Origin of the sequence: Belliella pelovolcani, assembly GCF_900156785.1 — a bacterium.
GTDB classification, from domain to species: domain Bacteria; phylum Bacteroidota; class Bacteroidia; order Cytophagales; family Cyclobacteriaceae; genus Belliella; species Belliella pelovolcani.
Genome location: NZ_FTOP01000008.1, coordinates 166,652 through 188,659, shown reverse-complemented (window position 1 = coordinate 188,659; position 22,008 = coordinate 166,652). Strand labels below are relative to the sequence as shown.

The following is a 22,008-nucleotide window of genomic DNA, read 5'->3' as shown; positions in this document are numbered from 1 at the left end:
AATATTTTAAAATCCCTACTTATGAGTGTTAAAATTAACAGCAAATATCTAGAAAACTATTCCTTAGAATTCGCTAAAAAAGTTTGCGACCAATATTTTTCTTCCAAAAAGTACATGACAGGTGCAGAGCTTGTCAAGCTCACGCCAAGCAAACAAGTCAATTTCTTTGTGATCAAGTCACTTTTTGAGGCTTGGCAAGAAGAACTGGAAAAGCTAAAATCTAATCCATATTTTGACTATAGAGATAATAATGTCCATCTAGCTTTACAGGAATTTATGAATGTGCTCTCTAGGTCTATCAAAATAGATAGGGAGAACTTTGAACCCTTGCTGGTAGAGGCTGTAGGTTTTTCTATCGTATTGGCGCTCGACCCTTTGAATTTTTTTAGAGGAGAGTTTGACAAAGCAGGTGATTCAGGAATCAATACCTTTTTGAAAGAGAACAAAAAGTATTACCGCTGGCACGAGAGTTTGGTGACAAGCTTAATTGATAGAGCTGGAATTTCTCAAAATGTAGATGCTTATAAAAATGCCTTGCAGCAGAATTTTGAACAGCAAAAAAATACCTTGAGCACTGCTGAAGCCTTATTAGAGGAGCTCAAACAAGTGCTTTATCTGGATTCTGAGATTCTTTTTGAAAGAGTTGAAAAAAAGTCAGAAGAAGCTTATCTAAGCCCTAGTTTAGCGGATAGTGCAATTGAAAAGGAAGCTGAAGAAGTAGCTAGTCAAAGTGAAGAAGTATCTGAGATAGCAGAGGGTTCTGATGTAGAGATGAAATCTGAAGAAGAAGTATCTGAGGAACTTAGCCAAAGTCAGGAAGAAGCCACACCAAGTACTGCTGCGACAAGCTTCAAGTCTGTAGATCCTAAAAAAGCCATAGACCCATTGCAAGCTTGGGCAAAATTTGAATCTGAGCAATACTCCATCATGAAGGGTACCATCTCTGAGCTTTCGGAGAGTGTGGGGATCAATCAACGGTTTATGTTTACCAAAGAATTATTTGATGGTAATCCAGATTTGATGAAGCATGCATTGAAGTCAATAGATCAATGTGATAGCTTTATGGAGGCGATACAGCTGGTGAATGAACGTTACGTTGGGGAGTTGAACTGGGACAAGAACTCTGAGCCTGTGGAGGAGTTTTTACAATTGATTTTCAGGAAATTTGATCAAAAGGTTTGATAGCAAAATGGTCAATGGAAAATTCAAATGTGTTTTGGACATTTGTAGATACCTTCCCAGAGCTGTGGAATTTGATCCGCTAAGCCTTGGTTCCTTAGACTTGGCGGAAAAAGTTTCTTATTAATATTTTTTTCTAATAATAAGCACTCCTTTGCATCTTTATCCCTCAATTTGACCACTTCTAATACATGGATTTGTTCGAACTCAGGCAAATGCCTACTTTTTGAATGATATTCAGCAATGAAATCATTTTAAAGATTCAAAACAGCTCAGATATGATTAGACAAAAACTCAACTTGAGACCATGGGGATTACTCCTATTTGGTCTGCTGATCTCCTCCATGCAGGTCATGGGGCAAAAAATTCCTACTCCAGAAGAACATTTCGGTTTTGGCATGGGGCAGGATTATCATATTTCCAATTACACCCAAACTGAAGCTTATTTCAAAAAAGTCGCAGGGATCTCTGATCGTGCAGAGTTAGTGTCTATCGGCAAAACCGAAGAAGGTAGAGAGCAGTGGATGATGATCGTCACTTCTCCTGAAAACCATAAAAATCTTCAGAGATTCAAAGATATCTCAGTCAAAATGGCCAGAGCCGAAGAACTTACCGAACAAGAAGCCAGAGAGCTCGCAGAAGAAGGTAAAGCGGTAGTTTGGATCGATGGGGGCTTGCATTCTACTGAGACTGTTGGTATTCATCAGTTGACAGAGACGATCTATCAGATTCTGAGCAGAGACGACAAAGAGAATCAGCGCATTTTAGATAATGTGATTACCCTTTTTGTACATGCCAATCCTGATGGTCATGAAAAGATCGGAAACTGGTATATGAGAAATCCTGAGCCAGAGAAAAGAAGTTTGTCTGGTCTCCCTGTCCTGTACCAGAAATATATTGGACATGATAATAATAGAGACTTCTATATTCAGAATATGAAGGAATCTACAAATCTAGGCTATCAGCTTTTTGTAGAATGGATCCCTCAGGTAATGTATAATCACCATCAAAGGGGGCCTGCAGGTTCAGTTTTGGCAGGACCTCCGTATAGAGACCCTTTCAACTATGTTTTTGATCCAATGATGGTGACTGGAATCGATGCGGTGGGTGCAGCGATGTACAATCGTCTCAATGCTGAAAATAAGCCAGGTTTTACCAGAATGAATGGTTCTACCTTTTCTACTTGGTACAATGGTGGTCTGAGAACTACCACCCATTATCACAATATCATCGGGATTCTAACTGAAATCGTTGGTGGACCTAATCCAGAATCTATTCCGTTAGTGCCAGATAGATTGGTTCCAAATGCCAATACACCTTTCCCAGTGACCCCACAGGAAACATGGAAGTTCCAACAATCCATAGATTACTCAGTATCCCTGAACTATGCCGTATTGGATTATGCTGCTAGGAATAAGGATCATTTACTTTATAATATCTACTCTATGGGTAAAGGCTCAATTCAGAGAGGAAGTGAAGATTATTGGACACCTTTCCCTAAAAAAGTGGAAGCAATCAAGACTGCCTATGCAGATTCTCAAAAGGACAATGCAAGGGGTGGCAACTCAAGATGGGGTATTCCTTCTGTATTTTATGATAGCGTCTATCGTGCTCCAGAGAAGAGAGATCCTAGAGGTTTTATCATTCCATCAGATCAAGAGGACTTTGCTACCGCAATCAAGTTTGTCAATGCATTGATAAAAACTGGAATCAGAATAGAAAAGGCTTCAGCAGACTTTACTGTCAATGGCAAGCGCTACCCTAAGGGCTCTTACGTGGTCAAAACAGATCAGGCTTTCAGGCCTCATATCATCGATATGTTTGAGCCGCAAGACTATCCTAACGACTTCCAGTACCCAGGAGGACCTCCAATCAGACCTTATGATGCTGCAGGTTGGACATTGGCTTACCAAATGAATGTAACATTTGATAGAGTTCTTGAAGGTTTCGATGGGCCATTTGAAACTTTGGCCTATGGAGAACTCGAAAGCCCTGCCCCAGCAAGCTTGAAAGAATCCAAATCAGGCTATTTGATCAGTAGTGTGCACAATGATGCTTTTGCTATCGCCAATGAGTTACTTAAGAAAAATATAAAAGTCGGTAGAACTACCGAAGCTACAGCTGGAATGCCAGCGGGCTCTTTCTATGTGCATGCTAATGGTTACAAAGTCTTGGTTGATTATGGTAAGCAATTCGGAATCAATATCTCAGAAGCCAAATCAGAACCTAAAGGGGTTCAATATATCAAGCCTTCTAGGGTTGCCTTATATGATAATTATGGTGGTTCTATGCCAAGTGGTTGGGTGAGATGGATACTGGAGCAATACAATTTTGACTTTCAATTGATCTTCCCTAAGGAAATCGATAATGGAAATTTGAATGCAAAATATGATGCCATTCTATTTATTAGCGGTGGAATTCCTAGTGTAGGTTCCTCTGGAGGCTCAAGAGGTCCAGACGAATCCAACATTCCTGCGGAGTACAGGCATATGGTTGGTAGCTTGTCTACAGATAAGTCTATTCCTCAATTGAGAAGATTTATGGAAAATGGTGGCAAAGTAGTAGCAGTAGGATCGGCTTCTATACTGGCCTATCATATGGAATTGCCAGTGAAAAATGCCTTGGTAGAGATTCAAAGAGATGGTTCTGAGAGACCGCTAGCCGGAGAAAAATACTATGTGCCTGGTAGTGTATTGCAAACAAGAATGAATACCAACTTAGGTGCTACCTATGGTATGAATGATTATGCATATGTTTTGTTCAACAACAACCCAGTCTTCAAATTTAAGCCAGAAGCAAAACTTCAAGGGTTGGAAGTATTGAGCTGGTTTGACACACAGACGCCATTGAGAAGCGGCTGGGCATGGGGTGAAGCTTATCTGGAAGATGGAATCACAGGATTCTCCGCTCCAATAGGTAAAGGCTCACTGATCGTCTACACGCCAGAGATCACATATAGAGCACAATCGCATGGTACATTCAAGTTGCTCTTCAATCAATTGTATAAATAAATTATAATTATTGAGTTGCTAATTGAATTGAAGAATTGATTTTCAGTAGATAATCGTCGACAGTCAATAGTTGGTAGTCAACTGAGACTATAAGAATATCGATTTACAGAGGAATCATTATTCTTGTAATCAAGGAATAATCGTAAAAGTACATTAATCAAAAGCCCACGGTTTCGGATCGTGGGTTTTTGCTTTGTAATAACATTCAATCAATCAAAGGTTAGTGTTATTTGGAGTAAAGTTTTTCATCCCTTCTGCGCATAATAATTGTAGTCTTTGATGATATTATCTATAAATTCTAGGTTTTTTTCTTCTGGACTTACTTGAATCAGAGAGGCTGTTTTCTCTGCTAGTTTTCTGATCAATCCAAAGTCTCCTGCTTTCAGTGCTTCATTTTTGATCTGTTTGATATTTTGGATTTGTTTGTCTGTGAGAGAAATCACCTGGGGATATCTGGGTACATAGTCCTCCGGAATCTCCTGAAGTAATGTCTGATGCAATCCTATAGTGAAATTTTCAGAGACTACCGTAGTTCCTGCTGCAACATCACCTACCCTTTGTCCTCTACCACTTACCAAAATGCTAATCACAGCTATACCGCCTGTGGTGATAGAGATATCGACAAACCTCAATAGCCATCTGATCAGGTAATTGCTTAGTGTGGGTTTGGAGCCATCTAACTTTACAACTCGGATATTCATGGCCATCTTGCCTGGAGACTGTCCATCAAAGAAGCTCTCGAAGAGTAAGTGATAAAGTAATACAGGTAAAAAAAATAGAGAATAGACCGACCAAGCCAATGAAGTGTCTGATTTGATTTTAGATCCTACAAAAATGATGAAAATAATATAAAAGAAAATGATGGCCCCATCAATCAGATAGGCTGCTATTCGAGTCCCAACATTAGCTGTATTTTGATTTATACTAATATTTTGGGCAGTCTTGATTTGAAATTCTTTCATTTATTATTTTCTTTGATAAAATTGAACAAATAGATGAGGGAAGCCACCTTTATTAAGCGAAATAAGGATAAATGGACGAGGTTTGAAAATGTCCTCGTTTCAGACTTGGCTATATCACCTATGGAGCTTGGGGATCTGTATATAGAAATCACAGATCATCTGAGCTATGCACAGACATTCTACCCAAATAGCAATACGCATCAGTACCTCAATCAGCTTGCTTCAAAAGCGCACCAAAAAATCTACAAAACAAAGAAGGAATCCAAAGGAAGGTTTATAAATTTTTATAAATATGAATTTCCAGCCATGTTTTACCAATACCTTCCGCAGCTGGGTGTTTCATTTTTGATATTCTTGATCTTTTCTATGATCGGTGCCTATTCGGCTGCGACAGATGGTGCCTTTGTTAGGAGCATCATGGGCGATGCGTATGTTAATATGACCTTGGAGAATATTGAAAAGGGCGATCCCATGGCTGTCTACAAGGAAATGAACAAAGTGGATATGTTTTTGGGAATCACCATCAATAACATCAGAGTTGCATTGCTCGCTTTCTCAGCAGGGATACTGCTAGGTGTGGGAACTTTCTTTATCATGATGCGCAATGCGATTATGCTTGGTTCTTTCCAATATTTTTTCTTTGATCAAGGATTGCTGTGGGAATCTGCAAGAACAATCTGGATACATGGCACCATTGAAATCGCTGTAATCATTGTGGCTGGCTGTGCTGGTATCGTGTTGGGGAATAGCATATTGTTTCCCGGCACTTATACACGATTGGCCTCGTTCCAAAGAGGAGCCAAGGCCGGTCTCAAAATCCTGATCAGTACAATTCCATTTTTCATCATTGCAGGCTTTCTAGAAGGTTTTATTACAAGAATTACTCATTTTCCTGATATTTTCAATGTCACGATTATTTTAGCTTCCTTGGCTATAATTATTTTCTATTATATCATTTATCCAATTCGTATCCATCAACAAAAAAATCTATGACAAACAATTACATCCAATTCAAAAAACGTAGGGAACTAGGGGAAATTCTTTCTGATACTTTTGCTTTTGTAAGAGGCAATTTCAAGGACCTGTTTACGGTACTGATTCGTACATCATTGATTCCATTTATTTTGGTGATTTTAGCCTCTGTATATTATCAGTATGTAATTGGTAATATTAGCGAAATCACACCTTATTCTGCTGTATTTTCATTAGGTGGTTTGGGACTTGCAGGCTTGTTGTTTTATGCCACATCTTCAGCTACAGTTTATAGCTTTATCAAAGAATATGATACGACAAAGGGGAAGGAGCTCAACTTGGAGTATGTAGTATCAGAAGCCAAAAGCAATATAGGGAACATGATTGGACTTACTTTATTAGCCTATTTAATGTTGATTTTTGGATTGATCTTTTTTGTTATTCCCGGGATTTATTTTTTAGTGCCCTTAGCAGTGGTTTTTCCTATTTTATTATTTAAAGAAACAACGATTTTTGGAGCTCTTGGAGAAAGTTTCAAGTTGATAAAGGGCTTTTGGTGGGTGACTTTTGGCACCGTGATCGTCATTGCGATCATTATCGGTGTGATGTCTTTCGCTTTTTCAGTTCCTGCATTGATTTATAATGTCACCAAAATGGTCATCACTTCTTCCAATGAAGGGACATTGACAAGTGGCAATCCAGGTGATTTTATTTATTTGACCTTAAGCGCTTTGGGCTCAGCGGGTAGCAATCTACTCTCTATTGTATTTTTGGTGGCTCTAGGGTTTGTGTATTATGACCTAGATGAGGAGCAAAATAGAACAGGCCTCAAGCAAAAAATAGAAGAGTTAGACATTTGATATGCGAAGAGTTACGCTTGGGCTGATTTTCTTTTTTTGCTTTTTCCAGCTCTCAGGATTGATGGCAGAAACCACCTCGGAAATACAATCCGAAGGAATAAAGCCATTGAGTTTTGGGGAAGCTTACATTGAGGAGTACCTTTCTGATGAATCCTATCAATATGTGGAGTTAGATGATGGAGAAAACTGGTACGAGAAATTGAAAAGGAAAATCAACCAAGCAGTCAATAAATTCATAAGTTGGTTAATTGGAGTTGGTAAGTTGGGTAAGTTTGGAAATTTTATAGTTCAGGCGCTGCCTTACATTGCCGTTTTGTTGCTTTCTGTTCTCCTGCTATGGGTGATTACCAAATATGAAGTCTATCCCACATCGGATAAGAAAATCAACAACGCCAAAGTTGGATTTACAGACGATGAGGCCGTCATGCAGCGTCAGGATATTCAAGACCTGATTGAAGCAGCAATTGCTCAAGGAGATTTCCGACTGGCAGTTAGATATTCTTATCTGTCTATTTTGAAAAAAATGATGGAGCAATCACTCATCGATTGGAAAATTCAAAAGACCAACCATGATTACATCAAGGAGTTACCTGAAGGGATGCTGAAAACTGGATTTACTAGTATTACTAGAATATATGACTATATCTGGTATGGAGGATTTGAGTTGGACCAATCATCTTTTGATGCAGTCAAGAGAAGCTTTCATCAAGTTGAAGAAGCGCTATGAGACAAGGTAAGCAAAAGTTTCTCATAGGCTTTTTGGTATTCACAATCTTGGTGATTTTGATACTTCAAGCCACCTCTAAGCCACCTTTGAACTGGGAGGAGAGCTATGACAAGATGGATAAAGCGCCTTATGGTGGTAAGATTTTTTATGAGCAGTTTGCGAAGGTAATCTCTCCCGAATCTCTTGCTGAGATCAACTCGTCTACTTACGAATGGCTAAGGTCTGATGCAGAAAATGGCACATTGTTGATTTTCAATAGTGGGTTTTTCCCTGACAAAGAGACTTCTAAAAGGCTATTGACTTGGGTAAATGAAGGTAACGCAGCTTTTATATCAGCAAGGTTCATTGGGAAGGAATTGCTTGATTCCTTGGGGATTGATATCAAGTCAACGATAGAATTGAGTAATTTCCAGGAGCATATCAGTTTGTATTTGAATGATACTAGCCTTTCGAAAGGGCAAGAATTTATGTTTGATAGGTCTACTCGCTTGACATATTTCACTTTTCCCGATTCGTTGGACTTGCGAGTCCTAGGCATGTCAAAATTCACTAACTCTGAAAAAGCTGCTCAGCCCATGTTTTTGGAAGTAGGCTATGGTGAGGGCAAGTTTTTCTTACATCTTTTTCCCCTCGCATTTAGCAATTATTTCTTGCTAGATGCTGAAAATAAAATTTATACTGAGTCGATTCTTGGCTATTTGCCTATTAAGCAGCTTGTATTTTATGACAACTATGTCAAAAATGGGAAGTCTATCTTTTCATCACCACTCTACCTCTTTCTTTCTAACCCCAATCTCAAGATGGCTTACTATGCTATCATTGCCATGTTGTTGCTATGGATAGTATTTGAAGGAAGAAGAAAGCAGCGGAGTATTCCCATCGTGAAGCCTTTGGAGAATCAAACAGTGGCTTTTGCCGAGACTATCTCTGCCATGTATTTGGAAAAGAATGCCTACCGGGAGAATATTGAACAACAAATTGCGCTATTTATGGATTATTGCAGAACTTCTTTCAGGCTTGGACTTGAATCTGTGGAGGATGATCTGAGAAAATTAGCGGCAAGATCAAGCTATCCTTTAGAAAAGACCAAGGACTTATTTGCCTACATAGAGATTTTGAGGCATAAGCAAGAATGTACTTCGGCAGATGTCATTGCATTAAACAAAAAAATCAACGAATTCAAAAAATATCAACATGGAGGAAAATAAACCACAAGAGTCAGGGGAAATGGATTTTCAGAGTAGACTTCCGCTGGAGGAACTCCGGGCAGCTGTAGCAGCAATCAAGACCGAAATCAGAAAGGTGATCATTGGTCAAGATGATTTGGTGGACTTGTTGTTAGTCGGGATGTTGTCCAAAGGCCATATTTTGATTGAAGGTGTGCCTGGGATTGCCAAGACCATTACATCCAAACTTTTTGCTAAGACGCTGGAAGTAGGTTTTAGCAGGATACAATTTACCCCTGACCTTATGCCTAGTGATGTTCTAGGTACTTCTATTCTCAATATGAAGCAGGGTGCATTTGAGTTTAAGAGAGGGCCGATATTCTCTAATCTCATCTTGATCGATGAAATCAATCGGGCACCAGCCAAGACCCAGTCGGCCTTATTTGAAGTGATGGAGGAACGTCAAGTAACCATGGATGGTACACAGTACAATATGGAAGCACCTTTTATGGTATTGGCGACTCAGAACCCAATCGAGCAGGAGGGAACCTACAATTTGCCTGAAGCACAGCTTGATAGATTTTTGTTCAAGATTAAGCTTGATTACCCAGACTTAGATCAAGAGTTTGAGATTCTCAAAAGTCACCATGCAAGAAAATCAGATAGTGCCTTAGATCAAGTGCAAGCAGTTCTCAAGCCAGAGGCTTTGATTGCATTCCAAGACTTGACCATGGAAGTCAGTGTGGAGGAGAAAATTCTCAGATATATCTCAGAGATTGTAGTCAGGACTAGGAATCACCCTAGCCTTTATTTAGGTGGTTCACCTCGTGCAAGTCTTGCTATCATGAATGCTTCCAAAGCGATTGCCGCCATTGATGGCAGGGATTTCGTAATCCCAGAAGATATCAAGAAAGTGGTGACTCCAGCATTGCGACACAGGATATTGTTGAGTCCTGAGCGAGAAATGGAAGGTATGAGTACTGATACAGTCATAGATGGAATAATACAATCTGTAGAAATTCCCCGTTGATCGTGAAAAAGTTTATCCAACAACTCTTTCTTGGTTTTAGACTTTACCTCACATTGATTGGGTTGAGCCTGATTTTCTTGCTTTCCTATTGGATTACGGCATTATTTCCTATTGCTGTGATTTTACTTTGGAGTTTGGGAGTAGTATTTTTATTGGATTTGGTTTTACTATTTAGAAATCCTCATCCCTTACAAGCGAGTAGGGTACTACCAGAAAAGTTCTCTAACTCTGATAGCAATGAAGTGGAGCTAGGATTGGAGAATAAGCTCAATATTCCAATTGATTATGTAATCATTGACGAAATTCCTATGCAGTTTCAGAAGCGTGATTTTGAATTAAGTGGCTATCTGTCAGGTAAAGGAGAAGGTACTTTGTCTTATCATTTGGTTCCACTCGAAAGAGGGGAGTATTTCTTTGGAGATCTCCATGTGTTTATCCAGAGTAGGTTAGGCTTAGTGAGGCGTAGGCTGAGTTTTCAAAAAGGGCAAATGGTCAAGGTTTATCCATCATTTGTACAGATGCAACAGTATGATTTTTTGGCCAGTAATACTTATAGAGTGGAGCAAGGACTCAAAAAGATCAGGAGAATCGGGCATACACTAGAATTTGAGCAGATCAAAGAATATAACCTTGGCGATGATGTACGCTCTATCAACTGGAAGGCTACTGCTAAAGCCGCAGACCTGATGGTCAATCAGTTTCAGGATGAAAAATCACAACCGATCTATTCCATCATAGATATGGGAAGGGTGATGCAAATGCCATTCGATGGGCTCAGTTTGCTAGATTATGCCATCAATAGCTGCTTGGCTTTTTCAAACATTGCAATCAAAAAAGGCGATAAGGCTGGTGTGATCACTTTTTCACATATCATGCACCGCTCACTAGCTGCAAGCAATAGGAAGACCCATCTGCTTGCTATCCTAGAGCTCCTTTATGGTCTGAAGACAGATTATTTGGACACGGATTTTGGACTGCTATACACTTGGCTGAAGCGTAAAGTGAGTCAAAGAAGTATGGTGCTTCTCTTTACCAATTTTGAACATCATTCGGCACTGGAAAGACAGTTACCATATTTGAAGGCTATTGCTAGACAACATCTATTGGTTGTTGTGATGTTTGAAAATACGCTACTGGAAGAAGTTGCAGGACAGGACTCAGCGCGGATTTCGGAAGTCTTTTTGCAAACCGTAGCGGGTAAGTTTATGTATGACAAAAGGTTGATGGCCAAGGAGCTCAACCGTCACGGTATCCAAACCATCCTAACCAAGCCCAAAGAGCTAAGTATCAATACTATCAATAAGTATTTGGAGTTGAAGGCAAGGGGGATGATTTAAATTTACTTCATCCTTCCAAGCATCTGTACTCTATGCGAATCTAATTTGATAAAAATGAAGAGTAAGATTGTAAAAGCCCAAAGTGATGAACCTCCATAGCTAAAGAATGGAAGTGGAATCCCGACTACAGGGAATAGTCCTATGGTCATGGCAATGTTGATAGCAAAGTGAAATAATAATATAGATACGACACAATATCCATACACTCTAGAGAATCTTGTTTTTTGCCTTTCAGCCATTATTACCAAACGAATCAATAGTGTACAAAAAAGCAAAATCACTACAAAACTTCCAACCCAGCCAAACTCTTCTCCCAATGTACAAAAGATGAAATCTGTATGTTGTTCTGGGACGAAATCAAACTTGGTTTGAGTGCCTTCTAAGTAGCCTTTCCCAAGAAATCCACCTGAGCCAATTGCAATCTTTGATTGCGTTACATTCCACCCCACACCCAAAGGATCCAAGTCAGGATTAAAGAGCACCATGATTCTGTTTTGCTGATGCTGTGGTAATTTAGATACTGCATAATCTAAGCTGTAGGTATACCCTATCATCAAGATGCCTATGACTATAAAACTAATGATTCTTGTAAAACTCTTTTTGCCTAATAAAATTAAAATTGTGATTACCGCAAGTATGGCAAATGCCAAATAGAGGTTGTTCTCAATACCAAGCGCAAGAAGCGACACCGCGATGAGTGTCAAGGCCAATACATAGTACCTTTGCGGCATTCCTTCTCTATAAAGCATGATGAAGAATGCAAAGTAGACCATGGCTGTTCCGGTATCGGGCTGTAACATGATCAATATCACAGGAACCATGATGATGGCTAATGCCTGAAGTTGATATTTAACTTGACTTAGGTCGAAACTCGGTCTTTCCATGAATTTAGCCAATGCCAAAGCAGTTGCGAACTTGGCAAACTCAGCCGGCTGAATCCTAATCGAGCCAAATCCTACTGTAAGAATTTGACCGTTTACCTCTTTTCCTATAAAGGGTGTAACTGCTAATAACAGAATAAAAATACCATACAAAATGAGTGATAGATTATCAAACAAGCGATAATCCGCAACCATGATTAAAAGAATCATAATCAAAGCAGCACCGATCCTGACGAGTTGCTGACCAGAATTAATTGATAAATCAAAAATACTCTTGGCATTCTGCTCGTCAAAAACTGCTGCATAGATATTGAACCAGCCTATTGTGACCAAGGCCACATAGATAAGGATACTAATCCAATCAATTTTATTGATATATAAATCGTCCTGTCTCAAATTACATGAATTTTCCTGCTAAGACATATTCTTCTAGCGCAGGTCTTGTGATTTCTCCCCTGATGTATTTTTCGATCATGAGTGATGCTGTACTTGCCGCTGCTCTTCCACCCCATCCAGCATTTTCTACATAGACTGCGATCGCAATCTTCGGATCATCTTTTGGAGCAAAAGCTATGAATACAGAATGATCTTCTCCATGAGGATTTTGCGCGGTTCCTGTTTTGCCAGCGATCTGAATATCAGATATGGCAGCTCTCGCCGCTGTACCATATATGGCCTCAGCCATGGCATCTTGAATCAAATCAAAGTGATGGGCATCTACACCTACTTCTTTTTTTGTTCGGTACTCAGGGTTGATTCTAGTAGCGTCACCATCGATGGCTTTGATCAGGTGAGGGGTATAATAGTAACCCTTGTTGGCAAATATCGCCGCCAAGTTTGCCATCTGAAGTGGTGTCACCATCATTTCTCCTTGTCCAATTGATAAGGAATAAATGGTCGAGTACCTCCATCTTCCTTGCCCGTATACTCGGTCGTAATAGTTAGAGGTAGGAATACTTCCGCCCTTTTCATTATTCATATCTAGTCCAAGTGGCCCCCCTAGACCAAATGCCAATACCTTGTCCCTCCATTGATCTAATCCGATCTGGGTGTCCTTGAAAGTATTGGAAGACACTTCTCTATTGATCATAGCGCGATAGGCCTGATGATAGTAGGGGTTGCAAGAGTTTCTGATCGCTCCAAAAAGATTGACTGGGCTTGGATGATTGTGGCAAGCAACAAGTGATCGGTTGCAGGCATAAGTGGTATTAGGAGTCAATACACCCATTTGAAGGCCTATTAGGGATTGTACGATTTTGAATATAGACCCAGGAGGATAAGTCGCCATGATCGGTCGGTTGAAGAGTGGTTTGCTTTCATCCCGGTTTAGATTCATGTAGTTGGCGCCAAACTGAGATCCGGTAAGGATGTTTGGGTCATAAGTAGGAGCGGAAATCATAGCTAAGATTTCACCCGTCTTTGGTTCGATGGCCACCACTGAGCCAACTTTTCCTCCCATTAATTTTTCACCATACTGCTGCAGGTCAAGGTCAATGGTAGAGGTTAGGTTATGACCGGCTACCGAAGCAGTATCATATTCTCCATTCTTGAAAGAACCTTTGTCCACCCCCCTTACATTGACCATTTTATACTTGACCCCTTTGACCCCTCGAAGTTCTTTTTCGTAGAATCCTTCGAGCCCTGCAAGACCTACAAAATCACCTTGTCGGTAGTATTTCACAGTATCTCTTTCTAATTGCCTTGCACTGATTTCCCCGATGTAGCCCAAAGCACTTGCTGCTACTGGTTGCGGATAGGAGCGTACAGATCTAGTTGTAACAAAAAGCCCAGGGTAGTCAATCAGGAAGTCTTGAATTTTGGCAAATTCTGTTGTTGAGATTTGTTTGATTAGAGGTGAAGGCTTTACTGAGGAATATTTCCTTGCGGCAGTATAACCCTCTATGAGATGCTCTTTAGAAATATTGAAAATCTCACAAAATCTAGCGGTATCCTGAACAGAAAATTCCTTAGGAATGATCATCAGATCAAAAAGTGGATTGTTGTAAACAAGGATTTTTCCTGTTCGATCATAAACTAACCCCCTGTAAGGATGATCTACTAATCTTTGCACGGCATTTCTTTCAGCTTTTTTGAGAAAACTGTCATCAGCCACCTGAATCAAGAATAATTTGGTTAATAAAATGATGCCGATCAAGGCAATCGCAATGATTAAGACGATGGGTCTTTTGTCGTTCATTATATTCCTCTCCTTCTCCTGTAAAACAACAGTTGAACAATAATACTCATTACAAATACAAAAATAGTACTCGCTATAATTTTTTGAACGACAGGGATGAATAAATCCGTGCCCAAACTCTCAATAAAAAAGAAAGCGATATTGTAAATCAAAAATAATGGTACACTGAAGGTTGCAAACCAACCAAAGCCCATGTTGAGCATAGATGGTTGTAGGTTATCATCATATCCTCCAGTAGGTGTTAGGATTTTGATCCAAGGCTTCTTGATGAAAGCTACAATCAATAATGAAGCTGTATGTATCCCGATAGTATCATAAAATAAATCTACCATTAATCCTAAGCCAAAAGCGATCAATAGACTTGGGATAGTTTTGGTTTCGATTGGTAAAAGCAATATAAATAAAACATGCAAAAAGCAGAAAGCTACACCAAAAAGCACCAAGTTTTTAAGTATTAGCACTTGCACCAAAGTAAATATGATGAAGCTTCCGATCAATATAAAAATCCTACTACTATTCATTACTTATTCCAGAGCTATTGTATAAAGAGTCTAATTCCTGCTCGACTGTATTTTCTACCAAGTACACGTAAGATATCCTCGTGAAATCCGTAGACAGCTCTACTGTGATATCCAAATAATTGGTATCCGCGCCTTGTTTTACTTCCGAGATGGTGCCTATGGCGATGCCTTCAGGGAAAATGGCGTTGTAGCCTGAAGTTACAACCTTGTCACCTTTTTGGACTTTCACGTGCCTTGGAACATAGAGCATTTTGGCAAATTTCGGATTGTTACCATCCCATTTGATCGAACCAAAAACTTCTGAGCTTTCAATTTTGGAAGAGACTAAGAGATCTGTATGAAGTAATGAGATCACCGTAGCGAAGTTATTGGAAACACCTTTAACTCTCCCCACTACGCCTTGTCCATTAAAAACACCCATACCTGGCTTAATGCCTTGATTTGCACCTTTGTTGATCGTGAGGTGATTTTGACTCAGCCTGATTGAGTTGTTGATGACTTTGGCTCCTTTAAACTCAAAACTACTCTCAAAAGCACTATCCAGTTGTATATAAACACTGTCGGCAGGTTTTCTCAAGACTTCCAATGCTGCTAAAAGTTCGGCATTGGTATCTAGAAGTCTTTTGTTGACTTCTGCTAAAGAAAAATAATCAGAGATATTGTTTTGTGCTCCTAATATTTTTCCGCTGAATTGATTGGAACTGTTGAAAAAGGCAGAGCCTTGTTGTGAATTGAAGGAGACAATCAGCCAGATGGCGATTGCCTCCAAAAAAACAAATAATAGAAATGCTCTTAAACTGTAGAGAAATAATAAAATCCGCTGCATTCAGTCATCAAGTCATCAAAACGGTTCTAAAATTGGAAATATTTTTCAAGGCGGTTCCTGTTCCTCTTACTACTGCTCTTAATGGATCTTCAGCGATGTGAATAGGCAGTTTTGTTTTTTGATGTAGACGCTTATCCAGTCCCTTGAGTAATGCCCCACCACCTGTGAGGTGAATACCATTGTCATAGATGTCGGCAGAAAGTTCTGGTGGCGCTATTTCAAGTGCTTTCAATACAGCTTCTTCTATTTTAGAAACAGACTTATCCAGTGCAAATGCGATTTCAGAATAAGATACTTTGATAACTTTAGGAATACCTGTCATTAAGTCTCTACCTCTGATTTCATAATCCTCTGGAGCGTCATCAAGTTCCGTCAAAGCTGAGCCGATAGCGATTTTTACTTTTTCCGCAGATCTTTCTCCAATCAATAGGTTGTGCTGTCTACGCATGTAATCAAGGATGTCTTTGGTGAAAGTGTCACCAGCTACCCTGATAGATTGATCAGCGACGATTCCAGACAATGCGATCAATGCGATTTCAGTGGTGCCACCTCCGATATCCACGATCATGGACCCCATAGGCTTCTCAATATCAATACCAATACCAATGGCTGCTGCGATTGGTTCATAGATCATGTAGACCTCCTTAGCACCAGCATGCTCAGCAGAATCTCTAACGGCTCTCTTTTCCACTTCTGTGATGCCAGAAGGAATACAGATTACCATTCTATGTGATTGTGGGAACATGCCTTTTTTGTGACCTGGGATCATTTTGATCAGACCTCTGATCATCTGTTCAGCTGCATAGAAATCAGCAATCACTCCATCTTTTAATGGACGGATTGTTTTGATGTTTTCATGCGTTTTTTCGTGCATGTTCATCGCATCTTTTCCTACAGCCAAAACCCTATTGGTAGTCCTGTCTATGGCAATGATGGATGGCTCGTCCACGACGATTTTATCTTTATGGATGATTAGTGTATTTGCAGTACCTAAATCTATAGCAATGTCGCTCGAAAAAAAATCGAATAAACCCATTATTTGTTTGGTTGAATTTTGATTGAGAATTTGTTAAAGTTAGCATTATGAATGCATAACACGAAACGTGGGACAGCAAAATTATTATCTTAATTGCAATTTCTTATCAATATGCCTTTTTTTTTTGAAACAATGTTTCATGCTACAAAAAAAGGCTTGTCATACTCGTTTTTCCATTGTTGTAATACAAAAGCTTTCAATGACTTGCTGCCAGATTAGCAAGCAACGTACCAAAACTCCTGAATTTTCAAATATTGATGGTTTATCAAAGCTATAATATTTGATTTCAGGGACTTTAAATAGATATGATATTTTAGATGCTTTTTTTTCTGGAAATAATTTTGTTAAATTTGTGGCGTATTAGCCGAATATAGGAGGGGACGACAGTCCCCTCTTTCATTATGGTAAAGAGTAATATGAGTATAAAACAAACCATAGAAGAAATCGTCGAAAAGCACCTTCCTGATCAGGAGCATTTCATAGTAGAGGTTCAGGTGATCGAAGGAAAGGGCAAGCCACAAGTTAAGATCTTGATAGATGCGGATAATGGTATCAGTATTGATACTTGTGCATTTGTCAGTAGGCAAGTAGGTGAGGAGATAGAGGCCAAGGAGCTTTTGGATGCTGCCTATGTGCTTGAAGTTTCTTCACCTGGAGTGGATTATCCTCTAAGCTCAAGAAGACAATATCAAAAAAATGTGGGCAGAAGTCTTAAAGTGACCTTGACAGATGGCAAGGAAATGGAAGGAGAGCTTCTTGCAGTGGAATCTTCAACTGTCAAGCTGAAGGTAAAGAAAAAAGAAAAAGGGAAGAAAGCGACAGAAGAAGAAGTAGAACTCCCTTTGGAAGAAATAAAGAAATCAATTGTACTAGTCTCTTTTAAGTAAAAAAAATGGATGCTAAAGTTCTTATAGAATCATTTGCAGAATTTGCAAGATCAAAAAATGTGGATCGTCCAACGATGATCCGTATTCTGGAAGATGTTTTTAGAGCGATGATTCGCAAGAAGTATGAGACCGATGAAAACTTTGATGTGACCATCAATGCTGACAAAGGTGATCTTGAGATTTTGAGAATCAGAGAGATCGTAGATGATAACTCTGAAGATATCTGGGATTTTGACAAGATCAGCTTGACTGATGCTCGCAAAATTGAGCCTGACTTTGAAGTAGGCGAAGAAGTCTATGAAAAGATAGAATTGGAAGAGTTTGGGAGAAGAGCTGTTATGATGGCGCGTCAGACTTTGATCCAAAGAATCAAGGATTTGGAGAAAGATTTGCTATTTAATCAGTACGAAGAATTAGTTGGAGAGATCATTTCCGCGGAAGTCTACCAAATTCTAGGCAGAGAAGTATTGTTGATGGATGGAGAAGGTAATGAACTTATCCTGCCAAAAAGTGAGCAAATTCAGAAAGACAGATTCAGAAAAGGAGATACAGTAAGAGCCATCGTCCACAAAGTGGAAATGGTCAATGGGAATCCTAGAATCATTTTGTCTAGAACTTCGCCGATCTTTTTAGAAAGATTGTTCGAAAACGAAGTACCTGAAGTATATGATGGTTTGATTACTATCAAAAAGATTGTCAGAGAACCAGGAGAGCGTGCAAAAGTTGCGGTGGAATCTTACGATGATAGGATTGACCCAGTAGGTGCTTGTGTAGGGATGAAAGGTAGCAGGATCCATGCAGTAGTGAGGGAGCTTCAAAATGAGAATATTGATGTAATCAATTATACGGATAACCTTGATCTATATGTGTCTAGAGCTCTGAGTCCTGCTAAGGTGACCTCTATCACGGTAGATCAAGACAAAAAGCGAATCTCAGTATTCCTGAAGCCAGATCAAGTTTCTATGGCTATTGGAAAAGGAGGTTTTAATATCCGACTTGCAAGTAGATTGGTGGGATACGAGATTGATGTATTCAGAGAATTGAATGATATCGAAGACGAAGAAGATGTAGTGCTTGATGAGTTTGTGGACGAGATCGATGGCTGGATCATTGACGAACTCAAAAAGACAGGTTTGGATACAGCAAAAAGTGTACTTTCATTGAGTAAAGAAGACTTGCTGAGAAGGACAGAATTAGAAGAAGAGACCATTGAGGAGATCTTCAGAATTTTGAAACAAGAATTTGAACAATAAAATAAAGGCCTAAATACCCAAATATAGGTCTTATATTTGCCAAAGATTAAGAAATAGGTTTTTAGCGTATGTCAGAAGAAAAAATGATGAGACTGGGCCAAGTAGCCAGAAAACTCAATGTAGGGATTTCTACATTGGTGGATTCTATGGCTAAAAAAGGCTTTGAAGTCGAAAACAACCCCAATTCCAAAATCAGCATAGATCAATATAATTTGCTGGCCAAGGAATTTAAGTCCTCTGCCCAAGAGAAGGAAGAGGCATCTCATCTGTCGATAGGTAAGCGTCACAACGAGACATTTACGATCGAAGCTGAGTCGGAGGCCCGTGAGGAGCCAAAGCCCGAGCCAGCTAAAGAGGAGAAGAAAGAGGCAGCTCCTGCCCCAAAGCCAGCTCCTCCAAAAGAGGAAGCTGATCCTAAAGTTGCAGCAGAAGCTCCAAAGCTTCCTGGAATCAAAGTATTGGGTAAGATTGATCTAAACCCCAAGAAAGAGACGGCACCTACTCCTGAGCCTATAAAAGCTGAAAAGCCTGCTCCTAAGGTAGAGGATAAGGTAGAAGAACCAGTTAAGCCTAAAGAAGAGGCTCCAAAAGTAGAAAATAAACCTCAGGCTGTGAAGCCTCAGCAACAAGACAACGCTAAATCACAAAAACCTGTTTCTGCTTCCGAAAAAACTGATAAACCTACTCCTCCTCCTGCTAAATCTGCTCCAAAAACTGAGCCTGTGAAGCCAGTTCAAGAAGTCAAAAAAGAAGAGCCTAAAGAAGAGCCTAAAGAAGTTCCTAGCCAAGTGATCTCTGCCAAAGCAGATTCATTGAAGGGGCTTACAGTTTTGGGTAAAATTGAACTTCCTGCTGACAAGTCTAAGAAAAAAGGCAAGCCAGTAGCCTCTTCCGATGAAAGGAATAAGGACAAGAAGAAGCGAGTAAGAAAGAGAATCGATAAAAATCCTACCGGTGGCCCTGCTGGTTCAAGACCAGCACAACCTGGAGCAGGAGGGAATAGACCTGCTGGAGGCCCTGGAGCAGGAGGCCAAGGTGGTGCGAATACTCGTGATAGAAGAGGAGGTGGAAACCAGGGAAGAGGAGGAAAACCTGCCCCTGGAGGTGCTAGAGTACAAAAAGCTGAGCCTACGCAGAAAGAAATTCAGGATCAAATCAAACAGACCCTCGCTAGACTTCAAGGCGGTGGTAAGTCTGGAGGTAAGGGTAAGAATAGGAGAGATAAGAAAGCAGAAAGAAATAGAGAAGTTGAAGACGGCCTAGAGGAAAGCAGGGTATTGAAAGTAACTGAGTTTATCTCAGCTAATGATCTTGCCTCGCTCATGGATGTATCTGTAAATGAAGTGATTTCTACTTGCATGTCACTCGGTATGTTTGTGTCTATCAATCAGAGACTTGATGCAGAAGCGATCACCATCATCGCCGATGAATTCGACTATGAAGTAGAATTTACTAAGCCTGATGAAGAAGAGAATGCTGTAGTCGAAGTAGATAATCCTGATGACCTTGTAGATAGAGCACCTATCGTAACCATCATGGGTCACGTCGATCACGGTAAGACTTCTTTGCTTGATTATATCAGAAAATCTAAAGTAACTGGTGATGAAGCTGGTGGTATAACGCAGCACATCGGGGCATATGATGTAAGAACAACCAATGGAGATAAGATTGCTTTCTTGGATACACCAGGTCACGAAGCCTTTACGGCAATGAGAGCTAGGGGTGCAAAAATCACTGACGTAGCGATCATTGTAGTGGCTGCTGATGATGACATCATGCCACAGACCAAAGAAGCGATCAATCACGCTCAAGTAGCGGGTGTACCAATGATCTTTGCGATCAATAAAATTGATAAGCCAAATGCTAACCCTAATAAGATTAAGGAGCAGCTAGCTAATATGAATCTCTTGGTAGAAGAGTGGGGTGGCAAGTACCAGTCTCAGGATATTTCTGCCAAAGTAGGTACTGGTATTGACGAACTACTAGAAAAAGTATTGCTCGAAGCCGAAGTTTTAGAACTTAAAGCAAATCCTAATAAAAATGCCATAGGTACAGTAGTTGAGGCGTCTTTGGATAAGGGTAGAGGATATGTAGCTACCGTTATGGTACAAGCAGGTACTTTGAAAGTCGGTGATGTCATGCTTGCAGGCCAGCATTATGGCAAAGTGAAAGCCATGACTGATCATAAAGGTAAAAAACTCAAAGAGGCGGGCCCTTCTACTCCAGTACAGGTATTGGGTCTAGCTGGAGCACCTCAAGCAGGCGATACCTTCAAAGTGTATGACTCTGAGAGAGAGGCAAGAGAAATTGCAAACTCCAGAGAGCAAATACTCAGAGAGCAAAGCATGCGAACCAAGAAGCATATTACTTTGGATGAAATCGGTCGTCGTTTGGCTATCGGAAGCTTCAAGGAGCTTAATATCATCATCAAAGGTGATGTGGATGGTTCAGTAGAAGCACTATCTGATTCCTTGTTAAAGCTATCTAAGGATGAAGTTTCTGTTAATATCATTCACAAAGGTGTAGGCCAGATTTCTGAATCTGATGTATTGCTAGCGTCAGCTTCTGATGCGATTATCTTAGGCTTCCAAGTAAGACCTTCTTCCAATGCGAAGAAACTTGCCGAGCAAGAAGAAATCGAGATCAGACATTATTCCATCATCTACGACGCGATCAATCAGATCAAAGATGCGATCGAGGGTATGCTTGAGCCAGAATTTGAAGAGGTCATCACAGGTAATATTCAGGTGAGAGAAGTATTCAAAATCTCAAAAGTAGGTACTGTAGCGGGCTCTTATGTGACGGATGGTTACATCACTCGTAAGAATAAGATCAGAGTCATCAGAGATGGTATCGTTATTCATGATGGAGAGATCGATCAGTTGAAGCGATTCAAAGATGATGTAGCTGAAGTAAAAGCTGGATACGAGTGTGGTATTTCTATCAAGAAGTTCAACGATATCTTGGTAGACGATACAATCGAAGGCTACATGATGCAAGAAATCAAGAGAAAGAAATAATTACAATCATAAACATATCAAAAAGGAACTTTCATTTGGAGGTTCCTTTTTTACTTTAGTATGCTGGCATCATTGACCATTTTACTCCAAGCCATGATTGCACTATGTGTAGTCCTTCTAATTTTAGGACTATACAGGCCTGT

17 protein-coding genes are annotated in these 22,008 nt (G+C 39.9%); 11 read left to right on the top strand and 6 right to left on the bottom strand.

The window, feature by feature from the left end:
* Positions 1 to 21: 21 nt before the first annotated feature.
* Positions 22 to 1,182: a hypothetical protein gene (locus BW935_RS10910; RefSeq protein WP_076501394.1), complete on the top strand. Its 1,161-nt coding sequence runs from the start codon at positions 22 to 24 to the stop codon at positions 1,180 to 1,182.
* Positions 1,183 to 1,457: 275 nt separating this feature from the next.
* On the top strand, positions 1,458 to 4,190 hold the full coding sequence (locus BW935_RS10905) for a M14 family metallopeptidase (protein ID WP_076501456.1): 2,733 nt from the start codon (positions 1,458 to 1,460) through the stop codon (positions 4,188 to 4,190).
* Positions 4,191 to 4,435: 245 nt separating this feature from the next.
* Here BW935_RS10905 and BW935_RS10900 read toward each other — a convergent pair whose 3' ends face one another.
* On the bottom strand, positions 4,436 to 5,152 hold the full coding sequence (locus BW935_RS10900) for an RDD family protein (RefSeq protein WP_076501392.1): 717 nt from the start codon (positions 5,150 to 5,152) through the stop codon (positions 4,436 to 4,438).
* A 33-nt stretch (positions 5,153 to 5,185) separates the two neighbouring features.
* On the opposite strand from BW935_RS10900, the gene BW935_RS10895 reads away from it, so the two are divergent.
* From BW935_RS10895 to BW935_RS10870, 6 genes are read left to right on the top strand one after another with little or no spacing between them, the layout of a single operon-like run.
* Positions 5,186 to 6,145, top strand: a complete 960-nt coding sequence (locus BW935_RS10895) for a stage II sporulation protein M (RefSeq protein WP_076501390.1) — start codon at positions 5,186 to 5,188, stop codon at positions 6,143 to 6,145.
* Entirely contained in the window at positions 6,142 to 6,984 is an 843-nt protein-coding gene (locus tag BW935_RS10890) for a hypothetical protein (RefSeq protein ID WP_076501388.1), read from the top strand. The genes BW935_RS10895 and BW935_RS10890 overlap by 4 nt, the downstream gene beginning before the upstream one ends.
* Before the next feature lies 1 nt (position 6,985).
* A complete protein-coding gene (locus tag BW935_RS10885) occupies positions 6,986 to 7,711 on the top strand; it encodes a DUF4129 domain-containing protein (RefSeq protein ID WP_076501386.1) in 726 nt (241 codons plus the stop codon).
* Positions 7,708 to 8,919, top strand: coding sequence for a DUF4350 domain-containing protein (locus BW935_RS10880; RefSeq protein ID WP_076501384.1), 1,212 nt, complete (start codon positions 7,708 to 7,710; stop codon positions 8,917 to 8,919). The genes BW935_RS10885 and BW935_RS10880 overlap by 4 nt, the downstream gene beginning before the upstream one ends.
* Entirely contained in the window at positions 8,906 to 9,907 is a 1,002-nt protein-coding gene (locus tag BW935_RS10875) for an AAA family ATPase (protein ID WP_076501382.1), read from the top strand. The genes BW935_RS10880 and BW935_RS10875 overlap by 14 nt, the downstream gene beginning before the upstream one ends.
* 2 nt (positions 9,908 to 9,909) lie before the next feature.
* The gene (locus BW935_RS10870; protein WP_076501455.1) at positions 9,910 to 11,244 is read left to right on the top strand and encodes a DUF58 domain-containing protein; all 1,335 of its coding nucleotides are present in this window, start codon (positions 9,910 to 9,912) and stop codon (positions 11,242 to 11,244) included.
* Positions 11,245 to 11,246: 2 nt separating this feature from the next.
* On the opposite strand, the gene rodA is transcribed toward BW935_RS10870, so the two are convergent.
* The 5 genes from rodA to BW935_RS10845 are packed head-to-tail and all read right to left on the bottom strand — an operon-like array spanning position 11,247 to position 16,705.
* Positions 11,247 to 12,521, bottom strand: a complete 1,275-nt coding sequence (gene rodA, locus BW935_RS10865; protein WP_076501380.1) for a rod shape-determining protein RodA — start codon at positions 12,519 to 12,521, stop codon at positions 11,247 to 11,249.
* 1 nt (position 12,522) lies between these two features.
* On the bottom strand, positions 12,523 to 14,322 hold the full coding sequence (gene mrdA, locus BW935_RS10860) for a penicillin-binding protein 2 (protein ID WP_076501378.1): 1,800 nt from the start codon (positions 14,320 to 14,322) through the stop codon (positions 12,523 to 12,525).
* Positions 14,322 to 14,843 (bottom strand): rod shape-determining protein MreD, encoded by a 522-nt coding sequence (locus BW935_RS10855; protein ID WP_076501376.1) that lies wholly within the window; start codon positions 14,841 to 14,843, stop codon positions 14,322 to 14,324. Before BW935_RS10855 ends, mrdA begins: the two co-directional genes overlap by 1 nt.
* Entirely contained in the window at positions 14,836 to 15,669 is an 834-nt protein-coding gene (gene mreC, locus BW935_RS10850) for a rod shape-determining protein MreC (protein WP_076501374.1), read from the bottom strand. Before mreC ends, BW935_RS10855 begins: the two co-directional genes overlap by 8 nt.
* Before the next feature lie 7 nt (positions 15,670 to 15,676).
* Positions 15,677 to 16,705, bottom strand: a complete 1,029-nt coding sequence (locus tag BW935_RS10845) for a rod shape-determining protein (RefSeq protein WP_076501372.1) — start codon at positions 16,703 to 16,705, stop codon at positions 15,677 to 15,679.
* 416 nt (positions 16,706 to 17,121) lie between these two features.
* Here BW935_RS10845 and BW935_RS10840 point away from each other — a divergent pair, with 416 nt between their 5' ends.
* From BW935_RS10840 to infB, 3 genes are all read left to right on the top strand, one after another.
* On the top strand, positions 17,122 to 17,592 hold the full coding sequence (locus tag BW935_RS10840) for a ribosome maturation factor RimP (protein ID WP_076501370.1): 471 nt from the start codon (positions 17,122 to 17,124) through the stop codon (positions 17,590 to 17,592).
* A 5-nt stretch (positions 17,593 to 17,597) separates the two neighbouring features.
* Entirely contained in the window at positions 17,598 to 18,845 is a 1,248-nt protein-coding gene (nusA, locus tag BW935_RS10835; protein ID WP_076501368.1) for a transcription termination factor NusA, read from the top strand.
* A gap of 68 nt (positions 18,846 to 18,913) precedes the next feature.
* Entirely contained in the window at positions 18,914 to 21,865 is a 2,952-nt protein-coding gene (infB, locus tag BW935_RS10830) for a translation initiation factor IF-2 (RefSeq protein WP_076501366.1), read from the top strand.
* The last annotated feature ends 143 nt before the right edge of the window (positions 21,866 to 22,008 follow it).